The sequence below is a fragment of the Bacillus sp. L75 genome (genome assembly GCF_003676355.1).
In the GTDB taxonomy this organism is placed as follows: domain Bacteria; phylum Bacillota; class Bacilli; order Bacillales; family Bacillaceae; genus Bacillus; species Bacillus velezensis.
Window position 1 is genome coordinate 247,746 of sequence record NZ_ML064902.1, and the last position, 11,767, is coordinate 259,512.

The window sequence follows — 11,767 nt, forward strand, 5'->3', positions numbered from 1 at the left end:
AAATATAAAAATACAAAGTTTCTGTTTCATTGTATGCAGCCCTGCCCAGAAACTTTACTTTTAAGTATGATAAAACTTTCCAGTAAAATGGGACAAAACGGTGAGTCAATGAAAATTTAGTACATATTACAATTAGTTCTCAAACAGCAAAAAAACACGGGCCGATGAAGGCCCCGTGTTTAAATAGAACAGCTGTTATTCGAATGTTTTACTTTTGAACCGGTTTCTCCCGTCAGCAGGTTGCCTCCGGTAGATGTAATGATTTCGTTTGTCACCTGATTTGAGATCGTATGTGCGACAAGCTGAAGAAGGTCATTGACCTCAATCTGGGAATCTCTGAATTCTTGAATGATCGGAATCCCTTCAAGTTCTTCCTGCAGGGCGTCAATTTTACTTTCCACTTGTTTCAGCGCTTCAAGCTTTTCGTAGTGCTTCAGGTTAACGGCTTGCTTTTGCAGAGTTTTAATCTGATTAATAATCGCGGAGACTTTTTCATTTTCGTTAATCTGCGCCTCGGCGCGTTTGAAAAAATCAACTTCTTCTGTTTCAGAAATCATTTTCGCAAGGTTCCTAGCCTGCTGTACAATGTCTTTCTTTGAGTAAAGCGTCATTATTATTTCACCTCGATTGCTTCTCCTGCCATCACACCGTCAAGCGACCATGTTTTCGCCTGTTCGATTTTGACGCGTACAATCTTGCCGATGGCGTCTTTCGGCCCTTTGAAGTTGACGAGCTTGCTTTTTTCCGTATAGCCGGCAAGAATGTCAGGGTTATTTTTGCTTTCTCCCTCAACTAATACTTCGACAGTCCTGCCTTCATATTCCTTCATTTTTTTGGCTGAAATTTCTTTCACCAAATCATTGAGGCGCTGAAGACGTTCTTTCTTGACCCTCATCGGAACATTGTCTTTCATCTTCGCTGCCGGCGTGCCTTCACGAGGAGAGTAAATAAACGTATATGCGCTGTCAAATTCCACTTCGCGATATAACGAAAGCGTTTCTTCAAATTGTTCATCGGTTTCATTCGGAAAACCGACAATAATATCGGTCGTCAGTGAAGCGTTCGGCATCGCCGCTTTAATTTTTCCGACAAGCTCCAGATAGCGTTCTCTGTCATATTTGCGCGCCATCATTTTTAACATCGCTGAGCTTCCTGATTGAACCGGAAGATGGATATGGTCAAGAAGGTTGCCGCCTTTGGCGAGCACTTCGATCAGATGATCATCAAAGTCACGCGGATGACTCGTCGTGAATCGGATTCTCGGAATATCAATTTTACGCAGTTCGTCCATTAAATCACCGAGTCCGTACGTCATATCCTCAAAATCTTTTCCGTACGCATTCACGTTTTGACCGAGCAGTGTGATTTCTTTATAGCCTTCGCTTGCAAGTCTTCTGACTTCCTGGATAATTTCCTCAGGACGGCGGCTTCGTTCTTTTCCGCGGGTATACGGTACGATGCAGTATGTGCAGAACTTGTCACAGCCGTACATAATGTTGACCCAGCCTTTAATTTTTCCGTTGCGGACTTTCGGAAGGTTTTCAATGACATCCCCTTCCTTCGACCACACTTCAATGACCATCTCTTTTGATAAATATGCCTCTGATAACAGTTCCGGCAGACGGTGAATGTTGTGCGTGCCGAAAATCATATCGACAAACGGGTGCTTCTTAAGGATGCGGTTTACGACTGATTCTTCCTGTGACATGCAGCCGCAGACGCCGAGAATCAAGTCCGGGTTATTTTTTTTGAGCGCCTTTAAATGGCCGAGCTCGCCGAACACTTTGTTTTCAGCATTTTCCCGGATAGCGCAAGTGTTTAATAAAATAACGTTCGCGTCATCAACCGAATTTGTCGCTTCATAACCGAGCGCCATAAAAATACCCGCCATGACTTCCGTATCATGCTCGTTCATTTGGCATCCGTACGTGCGGATATAAAATTTCCTGCCTTCACCGAGGCCTTTAAATTCTTCTGAGATTTTAAAATCGTTATGATATTGAACGGATTCTTTGCCCCGTTTTTTCGCATCTTTTAAAGAAGGCGGAATATATACGGCTTCAAAATACTTGCTGTAATCCTTTTCGGATTTTTTGTCCGCCGGATTCACTTGTCCGCTTTCCTGCTTTTGCTTTTCATTCATGTTCGAATGTCTCCTTTCAACCGAAACTTCCACCCTCAAGTATACTGGTTAAAAGCGTTTGACACAACCGCCAGCCTATTATTGTACACCTTATTGAGAATAAGAATCAATAAGAAATAAAAAAGAGGGAATCATTTCCCCCTTACACAAGCTGCAGCTCTTTTGCGGCTGAACGGATTACTTCCAGGGCCCGGTCAAGCTCCTCTTTTGTATGCTCCGCCGTAATAATGGTGCGGATTCTCGCTTTTCCTTGGGCGACCGTCGGATACACGATGCTTTGTGCAAAGACGCCGCGGGTCAATAAAAGGTCTGATAATGCCTGGGCTTTTTCTTCCTCCCCTATTAATATCGGCACGATCGGTGTTTCGCTTTTTGTGAGGGTCAGCCCCATTTGAACCAGTTTGTCTTTGAAATACGCCGTGTTCTCCCATAGCTTTTCCATATGCTCCGGCTCTTCCAGCAGGACGTCAATGGCTTCTATGCATGCGGCCGTTACCGCAGGCGGATGAGAAGTGCTGAATAAGAAAGGACGCCCTTTATGGCGCAGGTAATCGATCAGAACCTGCGACCCTGCGGCATAACCGCCAAGCACTCCGATGGCTTTGCTTAATGTGCCCACCTGTATGTGGACTCTTCCGTCAAGCCCGAAGTGATTAACCGTTCCCCTTCCGTTTTTTCCGAGTACGCCGGAAGCATGCGCGTCGTCGACCATCACAAAGGCATCGTACGCCTCTGCAAGTTTGACGATGTCAGGCAAAGGAGCGATGTTGCCGTCCATTGAGAATACGCCGTCGGTGACGATCAGGCGCATGCGGTAATTCATTGATTTTTTCAGCACCCTTTCCAAATCGTCCATATCAACATGGCGGTACACCTTTTTATCTGCTTTCGTCAGCCTGATCCCGTCAATGATGGAAGCATGGTTCAGTTCGTCAGAGATCACGATATCTTCTTTTGTAAGAATGCTTGATAAGACGCCCTGATTCGTTGTGAACCCCGATTGAAAAACAAGTGCCGCTTCTGTTTTTTTAAAGTTTGCCAATTTTTTCTCCAGCTCATTGTGCATTGTGAATGTTCCGGCGATTGTCCGGACGGACCCCGTACCCGCTCCGAATTCTTCCGCGGCGCGTTTGGCCGCTTCGACAAGCCTTGGATGCGACGTCAAACCGAGATAATTGTTCGATGAAAGCTGTATCACGTTTTCCCCTTTGACTTGCACCGACGGACCCTGCTTCGTTTCAATTTGTTTCATTTGCTGCCACGTTTTATTTTCTTTCATTTTATCAAGCTCTGCTTTTAGAAATTCAAATTCTTTCATTATAGAACCCTCCCCTTATGGAATCAAAATGACTTTGCCGCACTGGCCCTTTCTCATCAGGTCAAACCCTTTTTCAAAGTCTTCAAGCGGAAACTGATGCGTGATCACCGGCGTCAGATCAACAAGGCCGGATTCAAGCAGGTGCGATACCTGCCGCCATGTTTCAAACATTTTTCTGCCTGTGATGCCTTGGACGGTAAGTCCTTTAAACACCACGTCATTTGTCAGGTCAACCGTCACCGGACGTTCCGGCAGACTCAGCATGTGGAACCTTCCCCCGTTGGCCGCCATCTTTAATCCTTGTGCTATAGCTGCCGGGTGGCCTGACATTTCGCAGACAAGGTCGATCCCTTCTCCGCCTGTTAAGGTGTCGATCACCTCAAGCGGATCTTCCTTATCAGCTGAAATGGTGATCGTGGCTCCCAATTTCTTCGCAAGAGCCAGCCTGTAATCATTTTTATCAATGGCCGCAATACAGGATGCACCGGCCGCTTTAGCCACTGCCACCGCCATCAGCCCGATCGGTCCGCAGCCGATAATTGCAGCGGAACCGCCCGCAAGCTGGCTGCTTTCCAGCACCGTATGCACCGCGTTGCCAAGCGGCTCTTGAACAGAAGCGACGGCGGGGTCCATATCAGCGGGATTTTTCCAAACATTTCGAGCCGGCACTTTGACATATTCAGCGAAGGAACCGGCTGTATCTACGCCGAGGATCTTTGTATGGGTGCACACATGATGTTTTCCTGTTAAACAAGGGACACAAGTACCGCAGACGAAGTGGGTTTCAGCCGAAACGTAGTCACCTATTTTGACATTTGTGACGTGCTTGCCCGTTTCCGCTACGATACCGCTGAATTCATGTCCGAATACTTGAGGTGTTTTGATTCGTTTCTGAGCCCATTGATCCCAATTATAAATATGCACATCTGTACCGCATATAGATGCGGCCTGTACTTTAATGAGAACTTCATTCTCATTAATGGAAGGTATGGGAATTTCTTTCAGAGTTGCTCCGAAAGCGTTTTCATTTTTGACGATAGCTTTCATCTTTCCTCCCAACATGTACACTCCTCCTCGAAAAAACACTGTAATAACTGGATTGTAACATGAGATAAAAAGGAGGTAAATACCAGTGTCCACTCCATGAAAACAACTGCTTCCGTCCGGAAAAATGGGCGGGATTTTTTTTGAATATTATATGAATAAAGCCATTTATCATCTCTTCGTACTATTAATATAATATTGTGAGAAAATATGACAACAATAAAAACAACCCGCTCGCCTTACGCAAGCAGGTTGAGAATATCATGTTTTTGTTTTTAACGGGGTTCGACGATTAACTTAATCGCCGTTCTTTCTTCTCCGTCAATCTGTATATCTGTAAAAGCCGGAATACAAATCAAATCTACGCCGCTTGGCGCGACAAAGCCTCTGGCAATCGCAACCGCTTTAACAGCCTGGTTTAAGGCACCCGCCCCAATTGCTTGAATTTCGGCGGCTCCGCGTTCCCTCAATACACCGGCAAGCGCGCCTGCTACTGAATTTGGACTTGATTTTGCTGAAACTTTTAAGATTTCCATTTCTGCTCCCCCTTAGTTTTACAATGGATAAGTGAGTGTTCATTAGAACAATCATTATTAGATGTTGCTATCCAAAAAGCCATCCCCACAATGCTTTTCAAAAATAGCGGGCTACCTTCCATTTCTACTATATTCACTAAGAAGTTGCTATATTCCTGCTTTTCCTTTTAATATTTTTATAAAATAAACACATGATCACCTATTCAAAGAACATATGGTCATCATTGATTAATATCCGTTCGATATTTACGGCCTTTTTCGTTTGATCGTCGATGTCAATGAGCACTCCGCTCAGTGTAGTTTTACCTTCCGCCACCGTAAACCGGACGGGAAGATTGGTTTTAAACCGCTTGATGACCGTTTCTCTGTCCATACCGAGAATTCCGTCGTACGGACCCGTCATGCCTACATCAGTAATATATGCCGTTCCTTTCGGCAAAATGCGGTTATCTGCCGTTTGCACGTGTGTATGGGTGCCTACCACGGCAGAGGCTCTTCCGTCTGTGTACCAGCCGATCGCAATTTTTTCGCTTGTCGCTTCGGCGTGAAAATCAATAAAAATGTACGGCGTGCGCTTTTTCGCTTCTTCTATTAATTCATCCGCTTTAGCAAACGGATCATCAAGCGGCGGAAGAAACGTCCGCCCCTGTAAATTAATGACGGCAAGCTCTTTTCCGTTCGATTTAATATAAGTAATGCCTTTGCCCGGCGTACCTTCCGGGAAATTCGCCGGCCGGACAAGATGCGGCACATCATCAATAAAGTCGAAGATCTCTCTTTTATCCCACGTATGGTTTCCCATTGTAATGGCATCTGCTCCCGCTTCCATCAGGCTGTGGTAGATCTTTTCTGTCAGTCCTTTTCCATGTGCTGCATTTTCTCCGTTAATAATTGTAAAATGCGGTTTATGTTTCGCTTTCAGTTTCGGGACATATTCTTTTACCATGTCGCGGCCCGGGGAACCGACAACATCTCCGATAAATAAAATTCTCATACATTCCATTCCTTCCTTTTCAGGGACTCAAAAAAATAAAGTGATGCGCTAAGCATCACTTTATTTTGCATACTCTACGGCTCGAGTTTCTCTGATTACGGTCACTTTAATGTGGCCCGGATAATCAAGCTCGTCCTCAATTCGTTTACGGATATCACGTGCCAAACGATGGGCTTCTAAATCATTAATGGAGTCCGGCTTCACCATGATGCGAACTTCACGGCCGGCCTGAATCGCAAATGATTTTTCAACACCTTCGTAAGACTCGGAGATTTCTTCAAGCTTTTCAAGTCTGCGGATATAGTTTTCGAGCGTTTCACTTCTCGCACCCGGTCTTGCGGCTGACAGTGCATCAGCGGCAGCAACCAGAACGGCGATAATGGAAGTCGGCTCTTCGTCTCCGTGGTGTGACGCAATACTGTTAATGACGACTGGATGCTCTTTATATTTGGTCGCAAGCTCCACTCCGATTTCCACGTGGCTTCCTTCCACTTCATGGTCAATTGCTTTTCCGATGTCATGCAGAAGACCGGCCCGCTTGGCAAGCTTTGCATCTTCTCCAAGCTCGGAAGCCATTAAACCTGCTAAAAACGCAACTTCCATAGAATGTTTCAGTACGTTCTGCCCGTAGCTTGTACGGAATTTCAACCGGCCGAGGATCTTGATCAGATCCGGGTGGAGGCCGTGAACGCCGACTTCAAACGTCGTCTGCTCACCCATTTCCCGGATATAGTCATCTACCTCACGGCGGGATTTTTCAACCATTTCTTCAATGCGCGCCGGGTGAATACGGCCATCCTGAACGAGTTTATCAAGAGCGATTCTTGCCGTCTCCCGTCTGATCGGATCAAATCCGGAAAGAATGACTGCTTCAGGTGTGTCATCAATAATCAGGTCAATACCTGTAAGCGTTTCAAGCGTACGAATGTTACGCCCTTCACGGCCGATGATACGTCCTTTCATCTCATCATTCGGAAGATTGACGACCGATACCGTCGTTTCGGCAACATGATCTGCTGCACAGCGCTGCAAAGCAAGCGACAGAATGTTTTTCGCCTTTTTATCTGCCTCTTCTTTCGCACGGTTTTCGGTTTCTTTTGTCATGATGGCGATGTCATGTGAAAGCTCATTTTCAACCCGGTCAAGAATGATTTGTTTCGCTTCATCCCGTGTCAGGCTCGAAATGCGTTCGAGTTCTGACTGCTGCATACGAATCATCTCATCCACTTTGCTTTCCATCTCTTCAATATGTTGTTGTCGTTCATTCAGAGAATGATCTTTCTTCTCCAACATCGCTTCCCGTTTATCAATTCCTTCATGTTTACGGTCAAGATTTTCTTCTTTTTGAAGTAAACGGTTTTCTTGTTTTTGAAGCTCATTTCGTCTTTCACGAACTTCCTGTTCAGCATCTATTCGAAGTGTATGGATTTCGTCCTTTGCTTCAAGCAGAGCTTCTTTTTTCAGTGCTTCAGCATCACGCTTTGCATCTTCAAGGATTTGCTCGGCAGCACCGCGTGCGCCCGCAATCTTTGCTTCGGCAATGGTTTTACGAACATAGTAGCCAACAACTAAACCGAGCAGAGTCAGCAAAATGGAGATGAGAACCGTCATTGGGGTCATACTTTCACCTCCTCTTGCTATGAACTTGGTTTTTGCTTAAATAAGTGCCGGCATGTACATTGTCTGATTTTCTCAACATACAGAACCTTCACAGGGAATGAGTCTCTCACGCCCTTGTCAAGTTTAAATGGTTTAACAATCATGTTAAAAAAACAAATGTTACAACTTCATTGTAATTGTGTCGGAAATACTTGTCAAGCTTGCCAGCTTAACGATTCGCCTTCAGCTCGGATCTTCGCCCATGTATATATCATACCATACCTAGATCCGCTTTTCGTGAATGACGGCTCTGTTAGTCCGGCTGGTTAAGCAATTGGTAAATTCTATTGTTTACCTGTCCTAATTTGGCGTTATTCTGAATGTTTGACAGTAATATGACATATTTGCTTGCCGAATGGCTGAAGCTGTTCAAAATGTTGTAACCGGGCATAACACCGTGATTGGAATAGCTTCCCGGATCAATGTAAAACCCCATGCCGTAAGCGGCACTGCTTCCTGCTGTAAACATTTTTGTGAAGCTTTCTTTTGAAAGGAGCGTGCCGTTTACGATCGCTTTATCAAATTTATAGAGATCTTCAGCGCTCATATACATGTCGCCCGCCCCGTACAGCTGCGATAAGTCCAAAAGGTGCGGCGTTACAAGACTGCCGCTCTCATCGACTTTGTAGCCGACGGCAGGATATTTGGCTTTGGCAAATGTTTTGTAAAATCCGGCATGCTTCATTCCGGCCGGTTTGAACACGTGTTCTTTTATATATTGTTCATAAGACTCCCCGCTGACTTGAGATACGATATAAGCAAGCACTGAATAGTTGGAATCCCTGTAATCCCAAACCCCGGGCTGCCGTTTAATTCCGCGGTATTCTATATCCTTGATTAAATCAATTGGAGAAATCGGTCCCTGTCCCTCAATATGCCCGTTTATGCCGGACGTATGATTGAGCAGGTTTTTCAATGTAATGCGCGTGCCGTTAGGAAAATTCGGCAAGTATGTACTGACGGGGTCACTCGTCTGCAGCAGCCCTTTTTCTTCAAGCTGCAGGACAGCCGTCGCGATTAACGCTTTTTGTGAAGAACCGATATAATATGATGTCTCCGGATTGTTTTTAATTTTTTGTTTTCGGTCCGCATAGCCAAAGCCTTTTTTCAGCACAACTTTTCCATCTTTTACGATCATTGCTGTGCCGCTGAACCCGATCTGTTGCAAGTAATTGCTGATCTGTTTATTGTGATCGATTGATTTAGGTGTTTTCTCTTTTTGCGTCTTTTCTTTTTTCTGTTGAGTCTGGTCTTTTGAAGTATCAGATTGAGCGGCGGGAGCGTTTTTAACGGATTCCTTCTCCCGGTGATGCGCTGTGACGGTCCAGATCATAATAAAAACAGTGACAAGCAGCAGAAAAAGAAACAGCCCTCCCGTTTTCATCAGCTTCTTCTTTCTTTTTTTATTTATTCTTGTGCGGCGGGGGCTCGTCATCTTTTTTCCTCCTCAGATATAATTTCAACTTTCGCCATGATGTTAGACGAGTAAAGGGTGAAAAAAGTTGTAACATTCCAGATAAAATTTTCCGAAACAGCCAGTGTTTTTTTGAAACACACAAAAAAAGAGCGGAAATTGCTTATTCCGCTCTTTTGATCGTGTTTTTATTCTTCTAATTCCATCTCTTCCTGAACTTCTTCCGCTTTGTCCGTTACACCGTTATTGTCTAAACCGTAATATTCACGGATTTGTTCCTGAATCATCAGCATGATGTCTTTATTTTCTTTTAAGAACTGCTTGGCGTTTTCACGGCCCTGACCGAGACGTTCTTCTTCATAAGAATACCACGAACCGCTTTTTTGCACGATATCCAGTTCAGTTCCAAGGTCGATGATTTCCCCTTCTTTGGAGATTCCTTCACCGTACATAATGTCCACTTCAGCCGTACGGAACGGAGGAGCGACTTTGTTTTTTACGACTTTAATTCTCGTTTTATTCCCCATCACGTCGTTGCCCTGCTTTAATTGCTCGGCACGGCGCACTTCAAGGCGCACGGAAGAATAGAATTTCAGCGCACGGCCGCCCGGTGTCGTCTCCGGATTTCCGAACATAACGCCGACTTTTTCACGAATCTGGTTAATAAAGATTGCGATTGTTTTAGATTTATTGATGGCGCCGGAAAGCTTTCGGAGCGCCTGAGACATGAGACGCGCCTGTAAACCGACGTGTGAATCACCCATGTCACCTTCAATTTCAGCTTTTGGAACAAGCGCCGCAACAGAGTCAACGACTACGATATCAACAGCTCCGCTTCGCACCAGCGCTTCAGCAATCTCTAGCGCCTGCTCTCCCGTATCCGGCTGAGAAAGCAGAAGCTCTTCGATATTGACACCGAGCTTTTGCGCGTAAACAGGATCAAGAGCATGCTCAGCATCAATAAATGCTGCCTGTCCGCCTTTTTCCTGAACCTCAGCGATTGCGTGAAGCGCTACAGTCGTTTTACCTGAGCTTTCAGGTCCGTATACTTCAATAATCCGTCCGCGCGGGTATCCGCCTATTCCGAGAGCGGTATCAAGTGCAAGGGAACCGCTTGGCACCGTTGAAATTCTTGTATCCGTTTTTTCTCCGAGCTTCATGATGGAACCTTTGCCGAATTGTTTTTCTATTTGCTTAAGAGCCATATCTAAGGCTGCCTGACGATCACTCATTTATTTTTTCCTCCTTTATCTTGCCACTACATATACTATACCTTGTTTACTGGCATTTGCCAAGAAAAAAGCGAACGCATATTCGGATTTTTTCCGCGTTCGCTTTTCTGCAAAAGAGCATAATTTCCCTTATAAAACTTAAAAATCAGAGAAAACGGCTCTTTAAAACTTTATTTTTGATCCAGCATTTTTAAAATGAGATGGCAGCCGTATTTAGCGGCGCGCTTTCTGATCCCGGTTCTTGAGCCGGCAAAGTTAAATTCGTGCACCTCTTCTTTTCCTTCCGCTGAAATGCCGATAAAGACGCGGCCCGGCGCATGCCCTTCCTGCGGGTCGGGACCCGCAACCCCGGTAAAGCTGATGCCGATATCGCTTCCGGTCAGCTTTCTCACACCGGCTGCAAGCTCTTTCGCACACTCTTTGCTGACCGCTCCGCTTTCTGCGAGCGTCTCAGCTTTCACGCCGAGCACATGCTGTTTCACGCTGTCGGAATAGCAGACAACGCCCCCTGCAAATAGTTGAGACGCACCGCTTAAATCAGTCACCCACTCTGAAAACAGGCCGCCTGTAAAGCTTTCGGCAGAAGAAATCGTAATTCCGTTTTGTCTGCATGCTTTTGAAAGCTCCTTCACCAGAGACGTATCATCATATCCGTAGAAAAATTCACCGACACGTTCTAAAATGGCGGCTTCCGTTTCTTTTAAAAGCCGTTCTGTTTCTTTTTCGTCGGCATGTTTCGCCGTTAAACGCAGCGTGACCTCTCCGTCAGCAGCGAGCGGGGCAATCGTCGGGTTCGTCTGCGCATCAATGATATCTTCTAAATCAGCTTCAAGCTGGGATTCACCGATTCCGAAAAACCGCAGCACGGTTGAAACGATTTTCTCATTAGAACCGAGCTTTTTAAGAAGCAGCGGCTTCGCTTCATTTTCAAACATCGGACGCAGCTCGCTCGGCGGCCCGGGAAGCAGCATATAAAGCCTTGAGCCGTGCTCTGCAAGCATTCCCGGCGCCATGCCGAAATGATTCGCCAAAACGTCTGAGCCCTCAATGACGAGCGCCTGTTTGCGGTTATTCGGCGACATGGTCCGTTTTGTTTTCGCGAAATATTCTTCGATCGACCGGAACGCTTCGTCATTCAGAACGAGCGGGCGCCCCAGTGTGTTTGCAATGGTTTCTTTCGTCAAATCGTCCTTGGTCGGTCCGAGGCCGCCTGAAAAAATAATCAGGTCTGAGCGCTCTTCGGCAATGCGGATGACTTGCTTAAGCCGCTCCGGATTGTCACCGACAGCGGTATGATAAAACACGTTTACACCGATTTCCGCCAGCTCTTTACTGATAAACTGCGCGTTCGTATTGGCGATCTGGCCGAGCAGAAGCTCCGAGCCGACTGCAATGATTTCTGCTTTTTTTGCTATTTCCATCTTTAA

Annotated in this window: 10 protein-coding genes; all 10 read right to left on the minus strand. The window is 45.7% G+C overall.

What is annotated here, in order from left to right; genetic code table 11:
* Positions 1–179: 179 nt before the first annotated feature.
* The 10 genes from ricA to D5S11_RS04520 all read right to left on the minus strand — a co-directional run bounded on the left by ricA (position 180) and on the right by D5S11_RS04520 (position 11,761).
* Positions 180–611, minus strand: a complete 432-nt coding sequence (ricA, locus tag D5S11_RS04475) for a regulatory iron-sulfur-containing complex subunit RicA (protein WP_003154113.1) — start codon at positions 609–611, stop codon at positions 180–182.
* Between the two features lie 2 nt (positions 612–613).
* Positions 614–2,143: a tRNA (N6-isopentenyl adenosine(37)-C2)-methylthiotransferase MiaB gene (gene miaB, locus D5S11_RS04480; RefSeq protein ID WP_003154116.1), complete on the minus strand. Its 1,530-nt coding sequence runs from the start codon at positions 2,141–2,143 to the stop codon at positions 614–616.
* Positions 2,144–2,285: 142 nt separating this feature from the next.
* The gene (locus tag D5S11_RS04485; protein ID WP_108724968.1) at positions 2,286–3,464 is read right to left on the minus strand and encodes a glycine C-acetyltransferase; all 1,179 of its coding nucleotides are present in this window, start codon (positions 3,462–3,464) and stop codon (positions 2,286–2,288) included.
* Between the two features lie 12 nt (positions 3,465–3,476).
* Positions 3,477–4,523, minus strand: a complete 1,047-nt coding sequence (gene tdh / locus D5S11_RS04490; protein WP_032866039.1) for an L-threonine 3-dehydrogenase — start codon at positions 4,521–4,523, stop codon at positions 3,477–3,479.
* Positions 4,524–4,780: 257 nt separating this feature from the next.
* Positions 4,781–5,041 (minus strand): stage V sporulation protein SpoVS, encoded by a 261-nt coding sequence (gene spoVS / locus D5S11_RS04495; RefSeq protein ID WP_003154135.1) that lies wholly within the window; start codon positions 5,039–5,041, stop codon positions 4,781–4,783.
* A 199-nt stretch (positions 5,042–5,240) separates the two neighbouring features.
* Positions 5,241–6,035 carry a TIGR00282 family metallophosphoesterase gene (locus D5S11_RS04500; protein ID WP_003154137.1) on the minus strand — a complete coding sequence of 265 codons (795 nt, stop codon included), beginning with the start codon at positions 6,033–6,035 and terminating at the stop codon, positions 5,241–5,243.
* Positions 6,036–6,095: 60 nt separating this feature from the next.
* A complete protein-coding gene (gene rny, locus D5S11_RS04505; RefSeq protein ID WP_003154140.1) occupies positions 6,096–7,655 on the minus strand; it encodes a ribonuclease Y in 1,560 nt (519 codons plus the stop codon).
* Between the two features lie 292 nt (positions 7,656–7,947).
* Complete coding sequence (locus D5S11_RS04510; RefSeq protein ID WP_007409824.1) at positions 7,948–9,129, minus strand: serine hydrolase domain-containing protein; 1,182 nt, start codon at positions 9,127–9,129, stop codon at positions 7,948–7,950.
* A gap of 167 nt (positions 9,130–9,296) precedes the next feature.
* Positions 9,297–10,340, minus strand: a complete 1,044-nt coding sequence (gene recA / locus D5S11_RS04515; RefSeq protein ID WP_003154145.1) for a recombinase RecA — start codon at positions 10,338–10,340, stop codon at positions 9,297–9,299.
* A 170-nt stretch (positions 10,341–10,510) separates the two neighbouring features.
* The gene (locus D5S11_RS04520; RefSeq protein WP_007409822.1) at positions 10,511–11,761 is read right to left on the minus strand and encodes a competence/damage-inducible protein A; all 1,251 of its coding nucleotides are present in this window, start codon (positions 11,759–11,761) and stop codon (positions 10,511–10,513) included.
* Positions 11,762–11,767 lie beyond the last annotated feature (6 nt).

Excerpts from the sequence above, each read along its gene's own strand:
- ricA (WP_003154113.1), bottom strand. The coding sequence starts at position 611 with ATGACGCTTTACTCAAAGAAAGACATTGTACAGCAGGCTAGGAACCTT.
- miaB (WP_003154116.1), bottom strand. The coding sequence starts at position 2,143 with ATGAATGAAAAGCAAAAGCAGGAAAGCGGACAAGTGAATCCGGCGGAC.
- tdh (WP_032866039.1), bottom strand. The coding sequence starts at position 4,523 with ATGTTGGGAGGAAAGATGAAAGCTATCGTCAAAAATGAAAACGCTTTC.
- spoVS (WP_003154135.1), bottom strand. The coding sequence starts at position 5,041 with ATGGAAATCTTAAAAGTTTCAGCAAAATCAAGTCCAAATTCAGTAGCA.
- D5S11_RS04500 (WP_003154137.1), bottom strand. The coding sequence starts at position 6,035 with ATGAGAATTTTATTTATCGGAGATGTTGTCGGTTCCCCGGGCCGCGAC.
- rny (WP_003154140.1), bottom strand. The coding sequence starts at position 7,655 with ATGACCCCAATGACGGTTCTCATCTCCATTTTGCTGACTCTGCTCGGT.
- D5S11_RS04510 (WP_007409824.1), bottom strand. The coding sequence starts at position 9,129 with ATGACGAGCCCCCGCCGCACAAGAATAAATAAAAAAAGAAAGAAGAAG.
- recA (WP_003154145.1), bottom strand. The coding sequence starts at position 10,340 with ATGAGTGATCGTCAGGCAGCCTTAGATATGGCTCTTAAGCAAATAGAA.
- D5S11_RS04520 (WP_007409822.1), bottom strand. The coding sequence starts at position 11,761 with ATGGAAATAGCAAAAAAAGCAGAAATCATTGCAGTCGGCTCGGAGCTT.